The 18,180-nt window shown below is 62.6% G+C and carries 15 protein-coding genes; 7 read left to right on the forward strand and 8 right to left on the reverse strand.

The window, feature by feature from the left end:
* The first annotated feature begins 11 nt into the window (after positions 1-11).
* Both NKI52_RS23875 and NKI52_RS23880 read left to right on the forward strand, forming a co-directional pair.
* Positions 12-896 (forward strand): NmrA/HSCARG family protein, encoded by an 885-nt coding sequence (locus NKI52_RS23875; RefSeq protein WP_352570915.1) that lies wholly within the window; start codon positions 12-14, stop codon positions 894-896.
* A gap of 48 nt (positions 897-944) precedes the next feature.
* Complete coding sequence (locus NKI52_RS23880) at positions 945-1,217, forward strand: DUF2798 domain-containing protein (protein ID WP_352699915.1); 273 nt, start codon at positions 945-947, stop codon at positions 1,215-1,217.
* A gap of 90 nt (positions 1,218-1,307) precedes the next feature.
* Here NKI52_RS23880 and NKI52_RS23885 read toward each other — a convergent pair whose 3' ends face one another.
* The 6 genes from NKI52_RS23885 to NKI52_RS23910 form a co-directional block, all read right to left on the reverse strand.
* The gene (locus tag NKI52_RS23885) at positions 1,308-1,955 is read right to left on the reverse strand and encodes a YiaD family glycine zipper/OmpA-like lipoprotein (RefSeq protein ID WP_023679922.1); all 648 of its coding nucleotides are present in this window, start codon (positions 1,953-1,955) and stop codon (positions 1,308-1,310) included.
* Positions 1,956-2,129: 174 nt separating this feature from the next.
* Complete coding sequence (locus NKI52_RS23890; protein ID WP_023679923.1) at positions 2,130-2,498, reverse strand: GFA family protein; 369 nt, start codon at positions 2,496-2,498, stop codon at positions 2,130-2,132.
* 177 nt (positions 2,499-2,675) lie between these two features.
* On the reverse strand, positions 2,676-3,062 hold the full coding sequence (locus NKI52_RS23895; protein WP_031212810.1) for a hypothetical protein: 387 nt from the start codon (positions 3,060-3,062) through the stop codon (positions 2,676-2,678).
* Between the two features lie 473 nt (positions 3,063-3,535).
* Positions 3,536-4,667 (reverse strand): peptide chain release factor 2 gene (gene prfB, locus NKI52_RS23900; RefSeq protein WP_156937454.1). Its coding sequence is split into 2 segments (ribosomal slippage): positions 3,536-4,600 and positions 4,602-4,667, totalling 1,131 coding nucleotides; the frame shifts between segments, so codons are not numbered across the junction.
* A gap of 133 nt (positions 4,668-4,800) precedes the next feature.
* Positions 4,801-7,257 (reverse strand): penicillin-binding protein 1A, encoded by a 2,457-nt coding sequence (locus NKI52_RS23905; RefSeq protein WP_023679927.1) that lies wholly within the window; start codon positions 7,255-7,257, stop codon positions 4,801-4,803.
* A 214-nt stretch (positions 7,258-7,471) separates the two neighbouring features.
* The gene (locus NKI52_RS23910; protein ID WP_352593831.1) at positions 7,472-8,734 is read right to left on the reverse strand and encodes an N-acetylmuramoyl-L-alanine amidase; all 1,263 of its coding nucleotides are present in this window, start codon (positions 8,732-8,734) and stop codon (positions 7,472-7,474) included.
* A 666-nt stretch (positions 8,735-9,400) separates the two neighbouring features.
* Between NKI52_RS23910 and NKI52_RS23915 the strand changes: the two genes are divergently transcribed.
* Positions 9,401-12,370: an Rne/Rng family ribonuclease gene (locus NKI52_RS23915; protein WP_352699917.1), complete on the forward strand. Its 2,970-nt coding sequence runs from the start codon at positions 9,401-9,403 to the stop codon at positions 12,368-12,370.
* A gap of 198 nt (positions 12,371-12,568) precedes the next feature.
* On the opposite strand, the gene NKI52_RS23920 is transcribed toward NKI52_RS23915, so the two are convergent.
* Together NKI52_RS23920 and NKI52_RS23925 are read right to left on the reverse strand one after the other, a co-directional pair.
* Positions 12,569-13,516 carry a glutaminase gene (locus tag NKI52_RS23920; protein WP_352593829.1) on the reverse strand — a complete coding sequence of 316 codons (948 nt, stop codon included), beginning with the start codon at positions 13,514-13,516 and terminating at the stop codon, positions 12,569-12,571.
* Positions 13,517-13,527: 11 nt separating this feature from the next.
* Complete coding sequence (locus tag NKI52_RS23925; protein ID WP_352699919.1) at positions 13,528-14,676, reverse strand: pyridoxal phosphate-dependent aminotransferase; 1,149 nt, start codon at positions 14,674-14,676, stop codon at positions 13,528-13,530.
* A gap of 145 nt (positions 14,677-14,821) precedes the next feature.
* On the opposite strand from NKI52_RS23925, the gene NKI52_RS23930 reads away from it, so the two are divergent.
* The 4 genes from NKI52_RS23930 to accB all read left to right on the forward strand — a co-directional run bounded on the left by NKI52_RS23930 (position 14,822) and on the right by accB (position 18,173).
* A complete protein-coding gene (locus tag NKI52_RS23930; RefSeq protein ID WP_352472763.1) occupies positions 14,822-16,216 on the forward strand; it encodes a M48 family metalloprotease in 1,395 nt (464 codons plus the stop codon).
* A gap of 70 nt (positions 16,217-16,286) precedes the next feature.
* Positions 16,287-17,090: a DsbA family protein gene (locus NKI52_RS23935; RefSeq protein WP_023674825.1), complete on the forward strand. Its 804-nt coding sequence runs from the start codon at positions 16,287-16,289 to the stop codon at positions 17,088-17,090.
* 163 nt (positions 17,091-17,253) lie between these two features.
* Positions 17,254-17,688: a type II 3-dehydroquinate dehydratase gene (aroQ, locus tag NKI52_RS23940; RefSeq protein WP_031211260.1), complete on the forward strand. Its 435-nt coding sequence runs from the start codon at positions 17,254-17,256 to the stop codon at positions 17,686-17,688.
* Positions 17,689-17,714: 26 nt separating this feature from the next.
* Positions 17,715-18,173 (forward strand): acetyl-CoA carboxylase biotin carboxyl carrier protein, encoded by a 459-nt coding sequence (accB, locus tag NKI52_RS23945; RefSeq protein WP_023674823.1) that lies wholly within the window; start codon positions 17,715-17,717, stop codon positions 18,171-18,173.
* The last annotated feature ends 7 nt before the right edge of the window (positions 18,174-18,180 follow it).

Consider the following 18,180-nt stretch of genomic DNA (forward strand, 5'->3'; position numbering starts at 1 on the left):
AGGAGATCGTCATGCGAACACCCAGTCCAACGGTCCTGATCGTAGGCGCCGCAGGCCGCGTTGCCGGTTTGGTGGTGCCTGAACTCGTCCGCCGCAATGCCAGGATTCGGGCGCTTGTTCGTGACGCCGCGAGTGCCGAAAAAGCCCAGAAAGCCGGTGCATCCGAGATCGCGATCGGAGATCTGCGCGACCATCGGAGCCTTGAGCAGGCCGTGGAAGGTGTCGACGGTGTCTTTCACATCGGACCGGCCTTTGCTCCCGACGAAGCCGCCATGGGGGTTGCCATGGTTGAGGCGGCGGCGCGAGCAGGCGTTCGAAAGTTCGTCTTTTCGTCGGTGATCCAGCCGACCAATACGAGGCTGGAAAACCATGCAAGCAAGGTACCCGTTGAAGCTGCCCTCTATTCGACGAACATGGAGTACACCATTCTGCACCCGGCCAATTTCATGCAAAATATCGCGGCGGCCTGGCCGTCCGTCGTCGAGCACGGCGTTTTCGCCGAGCCGTTTCCAAGGACGGCGAAGCTCGCCCGCGTCGACTATCGCGATGTGGCTGAAGTTGCGGCAATCGCACTGACCGAAACGCGTTTGTCCTATGCGACCCTCGAGCTGTGCGCCGACGGTATGCACAGCCGCGAAGAGGTCGTCGCCATGATGAGCGAAGCGCTTGGCCGGCCGGTTTCGGCGGGCGAGCCGACATTTCAGGACTGGGCGGCGAAGGCCCGCCTTCCCTATACGGACCGGCAGTTGCAGATGCTGGCCAAAGTACACAGCCACTACGCCAAATACGGCCTCGGCGGGAACAGCCTGACGTTGCGTGCCGTGCTTGGCCGCGAGCCGCGTTCGCTGCGAAGCTTCATTCGGGAATTGGCGCTGCAGACGGCATATGCCGCCTGATCGTCCTCACAATAGCGCCTACGCATATTTTTTTATTAGGAGATTTCGATGCAAGCATCACCGGACCGAGCCTTCAAGTTGAGAAAGCTGCCGCCCTCCTACGGCGCGGTGGTGATGCCGTTGGTTCTTTCGATTCTGATGTCCTCGATTGTCTCGGCGGTTTCGACGGCAATCGGCGCAGGCTGGACTAACGGGTTTATAGCGGCCTGGAGCTATGCGTGGGGCGCTTCATGGCTTGTTGCGTTTCCCAGCCTGCTGATTGTGCTTCCGATCGTGCGCCGGATCGTTGCCGCAATTGTCGAACAGCCGGCCCGGTCCTGATATCGCGAACGAAGGGCGCCGGCGGCCGGTGGTCCGGCATAACCATTAGAGCGGCCCCTTGCGGGGCCGCTCTCGGTTCATGTGCTTGCCTCAGGTGAGCGGCGACAGCTGGATCTCGACGCGGCGGTTCTGAGCCCGGCCGGCAGCCGTCGCATTGGAGGCGATCGGACGCGTCTTGCCGAAGCCGGTGACGGCGAAGCGGCGGGAATCGACGCCCTGTCCGGACAGATAGTTGGCGACCGCCAAAGCACGGCGCTGCGACAGGTCGAAATTGTGCTCGTCGCCGCCGGTCGAGTCGGTGTGGCCGAACACGTCGACGGTGGTCTGCCGGAACTTTTTCAGCACAAGGGCAACCGAATTCAGCACCGGATAGAAACCGGCCTTCACCGCGTCCTGGTCGACGTTGAAGGTGATGTCGGACGGCATATTGAGGATGATCTGGTCGCCGGTGCGGGTGACGCTGACGCCGGTGCCCTGAAGCTGTCGGCGCAGTTCGGCCTCGTTCTGGTCCATGGTGGCACCGATGGCACCGCCGGCAAGCGCGCCGATGCCCGCGCCGATCAGCGCGTTGCGGCGGTCGTTACCGCCGGCAAGCATGCCGAGCCCGGCACCCGCCAAAGCACCGAGACCGGCGCCGGCAGCGGTGTTGGAAACCTTCTGTTCCCCGGTGTAGGGATCGGTGGTGCATGCGCTCACGAGCACAGCCGTCGCCACGACGGCGAGCACAATCTTTTTCATATGGTGGTCCCTCTCCATTCCACGGTCGCGCAACGGCGCACCGCATCAGCCCTTCCAGCGACTTGTACCATGAAATGCGGCGAAAAACGGACCAGCAAAAGCCGTTGCCGCGGCTTTCCCCGGCTCAATTCCACACGCCTGCAGCGGCTCGCGCGACCACCCCAATTCGATCGGCTACCAGAGATTCTTGCCGTCGATGACCACCACTTCGACCTTGTCGAGATCGAAATCGTCGAACAGCCGCGAGTTCACGCTGATCTTCGGATTGTCGAAATTCGGCTCGCCTGTCGACCAGTCCGGCGTCTCGGTGAAGGTGCCGCAGCCGCAGGTGGCGCAAAAACCGTGTTTTATGGTTTTCGATCCCCACTGGTAGAACGAAACATTCTCGGGCGGGCTGGTGAGTCTGAATTGCGATGGGGTGTAATAGGCCCACAACGAACCGCGTTTCGAACAGAAGGAACAGGTGCATCGCGTCACTGTCTGCGGCGCTTGCGAAACCTCGAACGTCGTCGCCTTGCAGTGGCAGCTTGCCTTGATGGTCATGAATTGGTCCCTCACAATGCCGCCGCCCCGTACGGCAAAGGCAGCATAAAGAAACGCTCCTGACAACTGCCGGTCAGCAGACCTGTGAGCCTGCGATGCACAGATCGAAGGCCCATCGATCCAAAACCGCTGCACACGCTCGGGTCAGCCCGTGGGCAAGCTTTTGGGCGTCATGCGCTAGTAGGACGATGGGGGCACGAACAGGCAGATGGTCTTTCCGTCATTGGCACCGGCAACGGAGCACCAATGATATTCGCCGTCGGGCGAATTCTTGATCCGCTTGTCGCTATAGGCCACGACTTCCCCGGTTCCTTTGATGACATAGCCCTCGGGACGTTCGCTGATCGATGTCTGAGAGACCTCGCGGCAATCATAGCCCGAGCAGCAGGAGAACGGATAGCTCCAGCCTTGCGGCATTGCCGCGGTCGGCTTGGCATCATGCGCCAGAGCAGGCGCCGCAAATGGAATGGCGGCAGCAATCAAAACCACTGCCGCGACAAGTGAATTCAGGAGTCGGCGCGCCGTGCGGGCGACTGGGGCCGGTCTGGTTGTGAGAGCAGGCATGAGCGCAGTTCCTATCAACGGTTGTCAAGCATTTCGCTTGCCCGTTCCCGGAACGTGTCTTCCCAGTGGCCGGATCGTCAGGTCGCAGATACGCCGCGTCCGGCCATAAATGCTTTTTTCCTCCCCAGCGCATGAATGCTGGGCTGATTCCTTGGTTGGCGCAAGGAATTGCTGTCGCAATCGAACGCCGACCTCTGCAGCCGGAACCAACCTGCCGCCCTGGTTGACGAACCTCGTCGACCCCCGGCAGAGGGATCGCCAATAACGGGATTTGGCTCGCGCTGGTTCCAGGCTTGGCACCGGCAGGCCCGAGGCATCCGCGTCAAAAGCGGAAATCGATTTTGAAAAACTCTACGAAAAACAAAGTTGTAGAACGACAGGTAGGTGCAAATTGAGAGCTCGTCACTCTCGCACGATGGCCGTAACTCTCGCGTGATGAACCCACATTCCTGCCGGATTGGTGCCCGGCGGCCTCAGTCGATATCGGCCACCGTTTCGCCGGCGCCACCCTCGATCCGCTGCGACAGCGAGGCTTCCATGAAATCATCGAGGTCGCCGTCGAGCACGCTCGACGGGCTGGTGCTCTCGACACCGGTGCGCAGATCTTTCACCAACTGATAGGGCTGCAGCACGTAGGACCGTATCTGGTGGCCCCAGCCGATATCGCTCTTCGACGCTTCCGTGGCGTCCGCCACCGCTTCGCGCTTCTTCAGCTCTTCCTCGTAAAGCCGCGAGCGCAGCATTTCCCAGGCCTTGGCCTTGTTCTTGTGCTGGGAGCGCTCGGCCTGGCAGGCAACCGCGATGCCGGTGGCGAGATGGGTTATGCGCACGGCCGAATCGGTGGTGTTGACGTGCTGGCCGCCCGATCCCGACGACCGATACGTGTCGATACGGACGTCGGATTCGGAAACGTCGATGTCGATCGTATCGTCGATGACGGGATAGACCCAGACGCTGGCGAAGGAGGTGTGGCGGCGCGCATTGCTGTCATAGGGCGAAATCCGCACGAGACGATGCACGCCGGATTCCGTCTTCAGCCAGCCGTAGGCGTTGTGGCCCTTGATCAGCAGCGTGGCGGACTTGATGCCGGCTTCTTCACCGTCATGTACTTCCAGCACTTCGACCTTGAAGCGGCGGCGCTCGGCCCAGCGCGTATACATGCGCAGAAGCATCGAGGCCCAGTCCTGGCTTTCGGTGCCGCCGGCGCCAGCATGGACTTCCAGATAGCTATCGTTGGCGTCAGCCTCGCCCGACAGCAGCGTTTCGATCTGGCGCGCCTTGGCCTCGCCGCGCATCGAGCGGATCGCCGCTTCGGCCTCCGCGATTACGCCCTCGTCGCCCTCTTCCTCGCCAAGCTCGATCAGGCCGATATTGTCTTCCAGGGCCTGGGTGAGGCCTTTGACCGCGGCAATACCTTCCTCGAGGCCCTGACGCTCGCGCATCAGCTTTTGCGCTTCCAGCGGCTCGTTCCAGAGGCTCGAATCCTCGGCACGGACATTCAGGTACTCAAGCCGCTTTATGGCTTGATCCCAGTCAAAGATGCCTCCTCAGCAGGGTTATCGCCTGCCTGATCTCGTCGACAATATTTTGCGTTTCCGCGCGCATGGCTGGCTGTTCTGTCCTGTTGCTAAATGGCGGCTTGATGGCGCGATACATAGGGACGGCACCGGCCCCTGTAAAGCGGAATGGGCCGGCTCGACCATCATCGTCAAGTCGGCCCGACCCGATGTAGCGATTGTCAGTAGAGCCCGCCGCCGCCCGACTGGATGGCCTGGTTGGCCTGCGGCGACAGCGCCCCGCCGGTGGCGTTGGAGCCGTCCGCACCCATGCCGATCACCCAATAGCTGTCGGCGGGACCGGTACCCGGCTTGAAGGCTTCGGTGATGGTTCCGGCGTCGCCCGCGTTGGCTCGCATGCCGGTCTTGCGATTGATCGCAATCAGCTTCATGCCTTCCGGAACCTTGAAGTCGACATTGGGCGTGCCATCCAGCGCCACGCGCATGAAATCCTTGAAGATCGGCGCGGCAAGGCCGCCGCCGGTCGCGCCCTTGCCAAGACCTTTCGGCTGATCGTAGCCCATATAGAGGCCGACAACGAGGTTCGGCGTATAGCCGATGAACCAGGCATCCTTTTCGTCGTTGGTCGTTCCGGTCTTGCCGGCGATGTGACGGCCAAGCTCGTTGATGGTGGCGCCGGTACCGCGTTGCACGACGCCCTCCATCATCGATGTGATCTGGTAGGCGGTCATCGGATCGAGCACCTGCTCGGAGTTGTCGACCAGCTCCGGCTCTGGCTGGTCCTGCCACTCGGCGGCATTGCAGTTCGAGCAGCCGCGTTCGTCCTGCCTAAAGACGGTCTTGCCGTAGCGATCCTGGATGCGGTCGATCAGCGACGGCTTGATCGACTTGCCGCCATTGGCCATGATCGAATAGGCCGACACCATGCGCATCACCGTCGTCTCGCCGGATCCCAGCGCCATCGGCAGATACGGCGCCAGGTGGTCGTAGACGCCGAAACGCTCGGCATATTCCACGACCAGCTTCATGCCCATGTCGTTGGCAAGCCGCACCGTCATCAGATTGCGCGATTTCTCGATGCCGGAGCGCAACGTCGCCGGGCCGGCCACCGTTCCGTCGTAGTTCTTGGGCGTCCAGGTCGTGTTGCCGCTCTGGATGGTGATCGGCCCGTCCATGATCACGGAGGCGGGGGTATAGCCATTGTCGAGGGCGGCCGAATAGACGATCGGCTTGAACGACGATCCCGGCTGGCGCATGGCCTGCGTCGCCCGGTTGAACTCCGATTGCGCGTAGGAGAAACCGCCGACCATGGCCAGGACGCGTCCGGTATGCGGGTCCATGGCGATCAGGCCGCCTTCCACTTCGGGAACCTGGCGCAAGCTGTAGCTGTTGTCCGAGCCGTCGTTCTTCTGCACGAAAATCACGTCGCCCGGCTTCAACACGTCGGCGGGCGACTTCGCCTTGACGGTCCTGCCGTCGACCACGTGGCGCATGGCGAAGCTCATGTCTTCCTTGCTGACAGTGCCTTCGACGCGGTCCTTGACGATTTCGCCGGAGATCTGGCGCGTCGGCTGCAGGCCGATGGACAGGCCGGTGGCCGAGCTGTCGAGCACGACGGCGAGCGACCATTCCGGCACGTCCTCCAACCGCTTGACGTTGCCCAGCGGCACGCCCCAGTCGCCGGAAACGTCGATGCTCGTGACCGGCCCGCGGTAGCCGCGCAGCGTGTCGAACTTCATAAGTCCGTTCTGCATGGCCTTGCGGGCAATCAGCTGCATCTTCGGATCGAGCGTCGTGCGGACGGAAAGGCCGCCCTCGTAGAGCGCATTCTCGCCATAGCGCGCGATGATCTGGCGACGCACTTCCTCGGTGAAATACTCCCCGGCGAAGAGATAGTTGCCGGTGCGGCGCGGCGTGACGCCGAGCGGCTCGGCCTTGGCCTTCTCGCCTTCCTCATGCGTGACGTAACCGTTCTCGACCATCTGGTCGATCACCCAGTTGCGGCGCTCCAAGGCGCGATCGGCATGCTTGAAGGGATGGTAGTTGTTCGGCCCCTTCGGCAGAGAGGCGAGATAGGCGGCTTCGGCCACGGTGAGCTCGTTCACCGATTTGTCGAAATAGGTTAGCGCAGCACCGGCGACGCCATAGGCGCCGAAGCCGAAGAAAATCTCGTTGAGATAGAGCTCGAGAATGCGATCCTTCGAGTAGGCCTGCTCGATGCGGAAGGCGAGGATCATCTCCTTGATCTTGCGCTCGTAGGTCTGGTCTGAAGACAACAGGAAGTTCTTCGCCACCTGCTGGGTGATGGTCGAGGCGCCGACCTGGCGCTTTCCCGAGCCAACATTCTGCAGGTTGACGACAATGGCCCGGCCAAGGCCGGTCACGTCAATGCCGGGGTGATTGTAAAAGTTCTTGTCCTCGGCCGACAGGAAGGCCGCCTTGACACGATCCGGGATCGCCTGAATCGGCAGATAAAGCCGCCGCTCACGCGCATATTCGGCCATCAGCGCGCCATCCGACGCGTGGATGCGGGTCGTCACCGGCGGCTCGTATTTGGCCAGCACCTCGTAATCGGGCAGGTCCTTCGACAAATGGCCGATATAGATCGCCACGCCCGCCGCGACCAAAAGGGCCAGCGTCGTGCCGATGCCGAAGAAATAGCCAATGAGACGAATCATACCCGCTCCAGTCCTTGGTTCGGGAATTTCCTAAACGAAGCCGCCCTTCGCGCAAGCTTTCGGGACGATCCCAAACCGTAATCGCAAAACCCATGTCGCGACCATGTGGGCAAAATACGGCAGCGTGGAATTTCGGTTTCGAATGCCGGAAATAAAAGCACAGGGTGTTGTCGCCGTGCAACGCTGCTTCAGGTTGTGGGCGCCGGCGGACATTTCAGCCTCCGGCCCCCGTTCCGCTCTTGGCCGAAGCAAATAGGGCAACGGCGTTGGTTATGCTCTGGGTCGCCTTGTTGCGCCAATCGGCGCTGAGCAATTGCGCTTCGTCCTTGGCGTTCGACAGATAGCCGAGTTCGACCAGCACGGATGGAACGTCCGGCGCTTTCAGCACCTTGAAGCCGGCAGAACGCTGCGGGTTGTTGATCAGACCGACGCTGGTGGAAAGCTGTCCGACGAGAGTATGGGCGAAGCTCATCGAAAAATTATGCGTCTCGCGGCGGATCAGGTCGATCAGGATATCGGTCACTTCCTTGCTGTCGTCCTTGATCTCCATGCCGGCGAACTGGTCGGAAAGATTTTCACGGTCGGCAAGCGCCTGCGCCTCGGGATCGGAAGCCTTGTCGGACACGGTGTAGACCGTTGCGCCGCGAATGCCCTTGAGGCTGATCGTGTCGGCATGGATCGAGATGAGCAGGTCGGCCTCATGCTGGCGGGCAATGCGCACGCGGTCGTCGAGCCGCAGGAACACGTCGGTCTCACGTGTCAGGAACACGTCGTATTTGCCGCCGGCGGCGAGCTTGTCGCGCAGTTCCATGGCGAAGGCGAGCGTCACGTTCTTCTCGACCGTCCCGTTCAGGCCCTCGGCGCCGCCGTCGATGCCGCCATGGCCGGGATCGATGACGACGGTGAAACGATGGCCCGGATTGGAGACCGGCCCGGTACCGACCCTGCCGGCCTTGTCGGCGGAGACCGTCGAACCGGTGGTCAGCGCCTGATTGGCGAGCGCTGCGTCGAATTCCCGCTGCGAGGCCGCCGACATGTCGATGGCGATGCGGTAGCCGTTGCCGTCATCGTTCTTGAGCACGTCGAGATTGTCGACGGCGAACGGTCCCTTGCCGGTGAGAATCAGCCGCGATTTCCCCTCGCCGAGTCCGCCGTAACGCACGGCGCGGACAAGCCCGCGCGGCTTCATATCCTTGGCATTGAGGGCGAATCTCGTGGCCGGGAGATCGATGACCAGGCGATTGGGGCCGCGCAGCAGGAACCATTTGATGTCGGGCTCGCGGTCGAAATTGATGACGATACGCATCTTGGTGGCATCGCCGGCCATCTTGTAGCTTATGGCACCGAGCGGTGCGTCGGCAGCACGCGAAAGCGGCGAAAAGACCAGGCAAGCCAGGATCAGCGGCAGCAGGCAGGCGGTGCGGAAGAACCAGCCTCCATGATGACGGCCCTTGTCTGCGAAGCCTGCCAGTCCCATCTTTCTACCAATCGCTCCCGTTGGCGTCATGCCCGATCGCTTGTCGAAGTGCCCTATTGCTTGTCAAAGTGCTGGCAGGCCGCGAACTCGATTAACGATTGGTATCCAGAGAAGGTTAACCAAGCCTTTTCATGGAAGGCTTGGAACCGGGGCTTCCGCTGCGGAACGGCTTTTTGCCGGCATCGGGAATCGGGGTTGCCTTCCAACCCGCCAAATCATAAAAGCGATGGTGGATCACTGCAATCCTGGAACCGTCCTCCTCCGCAGCTTCCTGCTACAGGTCAGACGCAAGACGGCTCCTTTCGCTTCAGGCGAAGAAGGCATCGGTGATCGCGACGATTTTCGCAGGCGTGCTCCCGTGGCGGGGGAATCGCCTGCGTGAGCAAAACGGCCGGGATTGTCCCGTGCCGGCTCTGTATGAGCAAACAAGCTGGTCCGGTTTTTTCCGGGCTTTGGTTCAAAAGGTTCTGCTGGTGACGATGGCTTCAAGCGCAATCATGGAAAGGTCCGCAACAAACCGCGCCACTACGGCTGCGGGCGGCACCGCCATGGCGCTCAGGCAGCGGCCGGCGGACGTTCAATTGTCCGGCACCCATGTTCCAGGTCCACGGCAGCGGGCAGTGTCCTGCAAGCTGCGGCCGACGGCTGCCGGGAGGAAACGAAATAATGCCCAACAAAATGCTGATAGACGCCTCCCACCCGGAGGAAACACGCGTTGTCGTCGTTCGCGGTAACCGTATTGAAGAATTCGACTTTGAATCCCAGGACAAGAAGCAGCTCAAAGGAAATATCTATCTCGCCCGCGTAACGCGCGTCGAACCTTCCCTCCAGGCAGCCTTTGTCGAATATGGCGGCAACCGTCACGGTTTCCTCGCCTTCAGTGAAATACATCCCGACTACTACCAGATTCCGGTCGCCGACCGTCAGGCGCTGCTGCGTGCGGAAGCACAGGAAGCCCAGGACGAAGAGGACGAGGAAGCCGCCGAAGGCGAGGACCGCCAGAGCCGCGACCGTGGCAAGCGCGGACGCCGGCGCGGCGGCAAGAGCCGCGACCGCGGCGAGCACAGGCGCGAGGCAGGCGCGGCCGACGGTGAGAATGGCGAGAACGGCGAAGATGCCGTCGCAGAAAAGCTGGATGCCGTTGCCGACAACACCATGTCCGACATTGCCGGACAGAGCGAGGGTGCCGCCGGGCAGAGCGATGAAGTCGCCGATAGCGGCGAGACCGAGCCTTCCGAAGGCGGATCGAGTTCCATCGCTGCCAGCGTCGATGCCGATGTAATCTCCGAAGCCGTTCCACAAGTCGAGACAAGCGGGGCAGAGACAAGCGGCGAAGCAACCTCCGAAGACAATGACCGCGGCATGCTGGAAGAGGTGCAATCCTCACATCCGGACGATCACGAGGTCGAATCGGTCGGCGCCGAGGACGCGCTGGAAGAAGTGCGCAACCGCCGCAAGCCGGTGCGCCGCCAGTACAAGATCCAGGAAGTGATCAAGCGCCGGCAGATCCTGCTGGTACAGGTCGTCAAGGAAGAGCGCGGCAACAAGGGTGCAGCGCTGACCACCTACCTGTCACTGGCCGGCCGCTATTCGGTGCTGATGCCGAACACGGCACGCGGCGGCGGTATTTCGCGCAAGATCACCAATGCGCAGGACCGCAAGCGGCTGAAGGAAGTGGTCGCCGATCTCGAAGTGCCGCAAGGCATGGGTGTCATCCTGCGTACGGCAGGCGAAAGCCGCACCAAGGCAGAGATCAAGCGCGACTATGAATATTTGATGCGGCTTTGGGAAAACGTCCGCAATCTGACGCTGCAATCCACGGCCCCTGCCCTGGTTTACGAGGAAGGCAGCCTGATCAAGCGCTCGGTGCGCGACCTTTACAACAAGGATATCGACGAGATCCTGGTTTCCGGCGAAGAAGGCTACCGCGAGGCCAAGGACTTCATGCGCATGCTGATGCCGAGCCACGCCAAGGTGGTTCAGCCGTTCCGCGACACGACGCCGATCTTTGTGCGCAACGGCATCGAAGCGCAGCTCGACCGCATGCTGCAGCCGCAGGTGACGCTGAAGAGCGGCGGCTACATCATCATCAACCAGACGGAAGCGCTGGTCGCCATCGATGTCAATTCGGGCCGTTCCACCAAGGAGCACTCGATCGAGGACACCGCACTTCACACCAATCTGGAAGCCGCCGAGGAAGTCGCCCGGCAATTGAGGCTGCGCGATCTCGCCGGCCTCATCGTCATCGACTTCATCGATATGGAGGAGAACCGCAACAACCGCTCCGTCGAGAAGCGGCTGAAGGATCACCTCAAGAACGATCGTGCCCGCATCCAGGTCGGCCGCATCTCGCATTTCGGCCTGATGGAGATGTCGCGCCAGCGCATCCGTGCCAGCGTGCTGGAATCGACCATGAAGCCTTGCCCGCATTGCGGCGGCACCGGCCATGTGCGCTCCGATTCGTCGGTCGCGCTGATGGTGGTGCGGGCAATCGAGGAATTCCTGCTCAAGGATTCGCGCAGCCACATCACGGTGCGGACGCCGGCGGCGACCGCGCTCTATGTGCTCAATCACAAGCGCGGCACGCTGGTGGAATTCGAGCACCGCTTCGGCGTGACCATCACCATCGAAGCCGATGACGCGGTCGGTGCACAACACTATGCCATCTTCCGCGGCGCGCTGGCCGAAAAGCCGGAAGGCTTTGTCGAGGCGCGCACGTTCCCGGCCTATGTCGAGCCGGAAGAACCCGAGGACGAGATCGTCATCGAAGAGGAAGACGAGGCACCGGTGCAGGCCGAGCAGCCACGCCCTGCCCAGCAGCCGCAGCAGCCAAGGTCCGGCGAGGACGGCGAAGGCCGCGATCGCAAGCGCCGCAAGCGCCGCAGACGGCGCGGCGGCAAGGATCGTGAACACGGGGATCGTGAACACGGGGAACGTGAACACGCCGATCGCGAGCATGGCGCTGCTGTGGAAGGTGCTTCCGTTTCGGCGCCGATAGACGATGCCTTCGTAGCCGCCGGCGATCAAGGCGCCGAAGCGGAACGTGAAACGCCGGCCGGTGTTGCCGAAACGGCGGAAGCGGCGGACGACGGTCACGGCAAGAAGCGCCGGCGCGGCAAGCGCGGCGGCAAGCGCAATCGCCGTGAGGACGGCGAGGACGGCTTGGAAGCTGCCCCCGGCGAGCCCACCGCCATGACGGAAGGTGCCGTGTCGGAAGCAGAGCCCGTAATCGGCGAGCCGGAAGGTGCGCCGCCGGCCGAAGAGCTTGCGGTGCTTGCTCCGGCGAACGACGACATGCCGAGCGCCGAAAAGCCGAAGAAGCCGCGCCGTGCCGCCAAGCCGAAGAAGGTTGCGGCGGAAGCAGTTGCCGAGATTGCGGGCGCCGAGACATCGGCTGCCGAGGCCGCCTCCGTGGCTTCCGGCGAGACCGCTGCGCCGGCTTCGCAGGAGACCGAAGCGGCGGCTGCCGAGGAAACGCCGAAGGTCCGGCCGTCGCGGCGCAAGCCCGTACCGGTGGATGCTCCGGTCGTGCCGGTCGTCTCCTCGATCGTCCCCGACGAGGCAAAGACCGAGGAAGCAAAGGCCGAGGACAAGCCGAAGCGTGCCGGCTGGTGGCAACGGAAGGGCTTTTTCTAAGCCTTTCCGTGCATTAGCCAGACTTTCTGATTAAAAAAATCCCGCGCTGCCGATCGGCTGCGCGGGATTTTTTTGCCCCAATTCAGGCGACAGGCACCAGAGCGGAATGCATTCAAATTGAATGGGGCATTCCGCTCTAACTGTTTGTTTTGCCGCATTTGTGCGGACGCCAAATGATTCCATTTGGCTGCAAAATGCTTATGGCGCGAAGATCGACCAGTTCATCGTCTTCGCCAATTTTTCCAGCGCGATCGACCCCAGCCTCGAATTGCCATTGGCATTGAGGCCAGGGGACCAGACGGCAAGCGAGGTGACGCCCGGCACGATCCCCAATATGCCGCCGCCAACGCCGCTCTTGCCGGGAATGCCGACGCGGAAAGCGAAGTCGCCGGAGCCGTCATAGTGGCCGCAGGTCAGCATCATCGCGCCGATGCGGCGGGCGCGCTCTGCCGAGACGACGGAATGCCCGGTCGCCGGGTTCTTGCCGCCATTGGCAAGGAAGCGGCCGGCCAGGGCCAGTTGCCGGCAGCTCATGGCGATAGCGCAATGGTGGAAATAGACGCCCAGCGCCAGCTCCGGCGCGTGATTGAGATTACCGAACGATTTCATGTAATTGGCAAGTGCGAAATTGCGAAAGCCGGTGGCGCGTTCGGACGCCGCGACCTCGCGGTCGATGATGATGGTGTCGTCATCGGCCAGGAACTGGATGAAGCGCAGGATCTCGCCGATCGCCTCGCGCGGCTGATGGCCGGCAAGCAGGATGTCCGAGACCACGATGGCGCCGGCATTGATGAATGGATTGCGCGGAATGCCGTTCTCGTGCTCGAGCTGGACGATCGAGTTGAACGGATTGCCCGAAGGTTCGCGCCCAACCCGCTGCCACAGCGCGTCGCCGACATTGCCGAGCGCCAGCGTCAGCGTGAACACCTTTGAGATGCTCTGGATCGAAAACGCCTCGTCGGCATCGCCCGCGGTCAGCACGCGGCCGTCATTGGTCACCGCGGCAATGCCGAATTTTTTCGGGTCGATCTTGCCGAGCTGGGGAATATAGCTGGCGACGTCGCCGCGATCGGTACGCTCCGCCATTTCGGCAGCGACCTCGCGCAACGCATGTTCGAGTTGGGGCGCCTGATCAAACTCCGGCATCGTCGCACCCGCTACTTCAGCCAGCGTTCGATACGCGCCATCGCCTCGACCATGTCGTCGTGGCTGCCGGCATAGGAAAAGCGCATCGTACGATGGCCTTGCAGCGGGTCGAAATCGCGGCCCGGCGTCGCAGCCACATGCGCCTCGGCAAGCATCCGGCGCGCAAACGCCATGCTGTCATTGGTGTGCCTGGTGACGTCGCAGAAGGCGTAGAACGCGCCGTCCATCGGCGCGGCCAAAGCAAAGCCGAGCTCCGGCAGGCGTTGCATCAGGAGCTCGCGGTTCCAGGCATAGCGCGCCTTCACCGCTTCCAGCTCTGGCGTCGCCTTGAATGCCTCGATCGCGGCAATCTGGGACAGTTCGGGCGGCGAGATGTAGAGGCTCTGGGCGATGCGCTCGACTGGCCGCACCAGTTCCTGCGGCAGCACCATCCAGCCGATGCGCCAGCCGGTCATGCAATAATATTTCGAGAAGGAATTGATCACCGTCACATCCGCGCCGAAAGCAAGCGCCGTCGTGTCGGGCGCCGCATAGGCCAGCCGGTGGTAGATTTCGTCCGAGATGACGGCGATGCCGAGCTCTTGCGCCGTCTCGACCAGCGCCTCGAGATCGCCGGCGGGAATGACCGCGCCGGTCGGGTTGGCCGGGCTGGCGAACAGCACGCCCTTCAGCGGTTTTTCGCGATGCGCGGCTTGCAGGTGCTCGGCATGCAGATAGGCGGCGCCGTCCAACTCGATCTCGGCGACGTCGATGCCGAGCGCGGCCATGATGTTGCGATAGGCAGGATAGCCGGGCGCAGCGATGGCGACGCGGTCGCCTGGATCGAACATTGCCAGGAAAGCGAGGTTGAAGGCAGCCGACGATCCGGTGGTGACGGCTATCCGCTCGGGCGAAACGTCAAGCCCGTAGTGCTCGCCATAATGCGCCGCGATCGCCTTGCGCAGGCCGGCGAGGCCCAGCGCGTCGGTATAGCCGATGCGGCCTGCTTTCAAGGCATTGGCCGCCGCTTCGCGAACCCCGGCCGGCGCCGGATCGGAAGGCTGGCCGACGGCCATGGAAACGACCGGCAGGCCCTTGGCTTTCAGCCGATTCGCCTCGGCCAGGATGTCCATGGCATGGAACGGTTCGACCGCGCCGCGGCGCGAAAGCGAAACAACCATTTTTCAATCCACCACACTTGTCCGCACGTGCCGGCCATGCTGGCCGCGCCGCACAAATGCCCGATTGGTGTGGGGATCACAAGTTCGGTAAGTTTAGGCTGCCGACTTTTCATCCTTCGCCCACTCGTCTACCAGTGGACCTGCCATGTTGAGCCGACCCAAATCGACGATCGCCAGGACAGCGCGCGCCCTCGCGACGCTTTCGCTTGCCGCGGTGGTCGCCATGGCCGGCTCGGTCAATGCTTTTGCGCAGAATGTGCCGGTTGTGCGCGATGCCGAGATCGAGGCGCTGGTGCGCGATTACGCGCGGCCGATCTTCAAGGCGGCGGGCTTGTCGGGCGACGCCATCAACATCGTGCTGGTCAACGACCAGAGCTTCAACGCCTTTGTTGCCGGCCGCCGCCTGTTCATCAACACCGGCGCGCTGATGACGGCCGAAACGCCCAACGAGATCATTGGCGTCATTGCCCACGAGGCCGGCCATATCGCCGGCGGACACCAGCAGAAATTGCGAGAACAGCTCGAGCGCGCCAAGACGATGGCGATCCTGGCGACGCTGCTTGGCGCCGGCGCCATGGTGGCCGGCGCCACCAGCAACAGCCGCGGTCTCGCCGGCGCCGGCATGGGCGTGGTGGCCGGCGGCGGCGAGATGGCGCAACGCAGTATCCTCGCTTATCAGCGCACCGAAGAGATGACCGCCGACCGTTCGGCGATCACCTATCTCAATGCAACCGGCCAGTCCGGCATGGGCATGCTGAAGACGTTTGGCCGCTTCCAGAACGCATTGTCGCTCTCGGGCGCGCAAGTCGATCCCTACAGGATCAGCCATCCGATGCCGCAGGAGCGTATCGCCAATCTCGAAGTGCTGGTGAAGCAGAGCCCTTACGTCGACAAGGTCGACCCGCCGGCACTGCAGCAGCGCCACGACATGATGCGCATCAAGATCGCCGCCTACATGCAGGGCCAGGCGGCGGCGTCGCGATTGATGCGCAAGAACCCCGGCAGCCTCGCCTCACGCTATGGCGACGCGCAGATGACCTATCTTTTCGGCAATCTGGCGTCGGCGCTCACCAAGACCAACGCGTTGATCAAGGAACAGCCGAAAAATCCCTATTTCCAGGAATTACGCGGCGACATCCTGATGAAGGCGAACCGGCCGAAGGATGCGGCGGACGCCTATGCCAAGTCGGTCAGCCTCGATCCGGCGCGATCGGGGCTGCTGCCGGTCTCTTACGGCCAGGCGCTGATGGCGATCGGCACGCAGGATTCGCTGAAGAAGGCGGTGGCGCAGATCAACACCGGCCTCGGACGGGATCGCGAAAACGCCGCCGGATACCGCTATCTGGCACAGGCTTACGGGGAACTCGGCAACATCCCGGCCGCCGAGCTTGCAACCGCCGAAGGGCATTTCTATTCCGGCGACTACAAGAATGCGAAAATCTTCGCCATGCGGGCGCAGCAGAGCATGAAGCGGGGCGAGCCGGGCTGGCTTCGCGCGCAGGACATTATAAACTACGCACCATCAGGTAAGAAGAAGTGAACCTTTCGGACGCAGGCTGCGACACAGCCAAAGCGAGCGGACCGGAACACGGGCAAGAGGATCGAGGATCATGACCAAGGCAATTCTGCTGGGCACTACCGGAGTGGCAGCGGCTCTCGCCATGCTGGCATTCGGCTTCGTCGCCGGCAATCCGCAGACGGCGAAGGCCGGCACGGCGCAGCTTGCCCAGACGGCGTCCTCGGGTACCAAGCTCGACCGCACCGAAGTCGAAGGCATCGTCCGCGACTATCTCCTGAAGAACCCGGAAGTGCTTCTGGAGGCACAGCAGGCACTCGAGGCCAAGCAGAAGGAAGAACAGCGCGTCGCCAGTCTCGGCGTCATCAAAGACGCCAAGGACCAGATCTTCAATTCCTCCTTCGACGGTGTTGTCGGCAATCCGAACGGCAAGGTCACCATCGTCGAATTCTATGATTATAATTGCGGCTACTGCAAACGCGCCATCGACGACATGCGCGCGCTGACCAAGGCCGATCCGGACCTGCGCTTCGTACTCAAGGAGTTCCCGATCCTCGGCCCGGATTCGCAGAAGGCGAGCGTCGTCTCGATGGCCTTCCATTTGATGAAGCCGGAGAAATACGGCGAATTCCACAATGCGCTGCTCGGCGGCCAGGGGCGCGCCACCGAGGCGGCGGCAATCAAGGTGGCGCTGTCGCTCGGCGCCGACGAGGCGGCGCTGCGCGAAAAGATGAAGGACCCGAGCATCACCGAGGCCTTCTCCAAGACCTATGACCTCGCCACCAAGCTCGCCATCACCGGAACGCCGTCCTATGTCGTCGGCAACGAGGTGGTGTTCGGCGCGCTTGGCCAGGAAGTGCTGGCCGAAAAGATCGAGGCGGCGAAGGCCGCGCTCTGATCAGCATTCGGGTTTCGATTAGGCTGCGGGTTTCCGGCACGGGCCGTTTTCCGGCTGTTGTGGACGGCGAAAGAACGCACTTGCGCTCTTTTCGCCAGCGTCTATGCCCATTATAGAGGGTCCGGCGCGCCGGCTTAGCCGCGCCGGGAAAGGTCGGCATATTTTGAAAACGGTTTTCGTCCTGAACGGCCCCAATCTCAACGCGCTCGGCAAGCGCGAGCCAGGCATCTATGGCGGCAAGACGCTTGCCGCGATCGCCGACGACTGCAAGCAGGCAGGTGCCGCACTTGGGCTGGAGATCGATTTCCGCCAGTCGAACCATGAGGGCGACCTCGTCGACTGGATCCAGGAGGCCGCCGACAAGGCCGCCGCGATCGTCATCAATCCGGGCGCCTACGGCCATACCTCGATCGCCATTCACGATGCCATCCGCGCTGTCGCGCCGCTGCCGGTCGCTGAGGTGCATCTCTCCAACATCCACGCGCGGGAACCATTCCGCCACGTCTCCATGGTCGCGCCGGTCGCCGTCGGCATGATCTGCGGGTTCGGGCCGCTCGGCTACACGCTGGCGCTGCAGGCGCTGGCTGCACGCCTATGACCGGCCAACAAACAGAAGGCTCGAAAATGTCGATAAAGAAGAACGGTGTTGACCAGCAGCTGATCCGCGATCTGGCGGGCATACTGAACGACACCAACCTGACCGAGATCGAGGTCGAGCTGGGCGATCTGAAGGTGCGCGTCTCGCGGCAGGCCCCGGCCGTCCATGCCGTCGCCACAGCTCAGCCGGCCTATGCCCCGGCAGCCGCGCAGCCTGCGGCAGCGGCCGCGCCGGCGACGCCCGACGTGTCGAAGAACGCCGTTGCCTCGCCGATGGTCGGCACCGCCTATCTGGCACCGTCGCCCGACGCCAGGCCGTTCATCGAAATCGGCCAGAAGGTCAAGGAAGGCCAGACGCTGCTGATCATCGAAGCAATGAAGACGATGAACCAGATCCCCTCGCCGCGCGCCGGCACGGTGACGGCGATCCTGTTTGAAGATGCGCAGCCGGTCGAATATGGTATGCCGCTCGTCGTGATCGAGTAGAGCCGGG

Origin of the sequence: Mesorhizobium sp. M0590, from assembly GCF_040320905.1 — a bacterium.
Taxonomy (GTDB): domain Bacteria; phylum Pseudomonadota; class Alphaproteobacteria; order Rhizobiales; family Rhizobiaceae; genus Mesorhizobium.

What these genes read in the sequence shown, in the direction of transcription:
- NKI52_RS23880 (WP_352699915.1), top strand. Translation starts at nt 945, where the DNA reads ATGCAAGCATCACCGGACCGAGCCTTCAAGTTGAGAAAGCTGCCGCCC.
- accB (WP_023674823.1), top strand. Translation starts at nt 17,715, where the DNA reads ATGTCGATAAAGAAGAACGGTGTTGACCAGCAGCTGATCCGCGATCTG.
- NKI52_RS23875 (WP_352570915.1), top strand. Translation starts at nt 12, where the DNA reads ATGCGAACACCCAGTCCAACGGTCCTGATCGTAGGCGCCGCAGGCCGC.
- NKI52_RS23890 (WP_023679923.1), bottom strand. Translation starts at nt 2,498, where the DNA reads ATGACCATCAAGGCAAGCTGCCACTGCAAGGCGACGACGTTCGAGGTT.
- NKI52_RS23895 (WP_031212810.1), bottom strand. Translation starts at nt 3,062, where the DNA reads ATGCCTGCTCTCACAACCAGACCGGCCCCAGTCGCCCGCACGGCGCGC.
- NKI52_RS23885 (WP_023679922.1), bottom strand. Translation starts at nt 1,955, where the DNA reads ATGAAAAAGATTGTGCTCGCCGTCGTGGCGACGGCTGTGCTCGTGAGC.
- NKI52_RS23905 (WP_023679927.1), bottom strand. Translation starts at nt 7,257, where the DNA reads ATGATTCGTCTCATTGGCTATTTCTTCGGCATCGGCACGACGCTGGCC.
- NKI52_RS23935 (WP_023674825.1), top strand. Translation starts at nt 16,287, where the DNA reads ATGACCAAGGCAATTCTGCTGGGCACTACCGGAGTGGCAGCGGCTCTC.
- NKI52_RS23925 (WP_352699919.1), bottom strand. Translation starts at nt 14,676, where the DNA reads ATGGTTGTTTCGCTTTCGCGCCGCGGCGCGGTCGAACCGTTCCATGCC.
- NKI52_RS23915 (WP_352699917.1), top strand. Translation starts at nt 9,401, where the DNA reads ATGCCCAACAAAATGCTGATAGACGCCTCCCACCCGGAGGAAACACGC.
- NKI52_RS23930 (WP_352472763.1), top strand. Translation starts at nt 14,822, where the DNA reads ATGTTGAGCCGACCCAAATCGACGATCGCCAGGACAGCGCGCGCCCTC.
- NKI52_RS23920 (WP_352593829.1), bottom strand. Translation starts at nt 13,516, where the DNA reads ATGCCGGAGTTTGATCAGGCGCCCCAACTCGAACATGCGTTGCGCGAG.
- NKI52_RS23910 (WP_352593831.1), bottom strand. Translation starts at nt 8,734, where the DNA reads ATGGGACTGGCAGGCTTCGCAGACAAGGGCCGTCATCATGGAGGCTGG.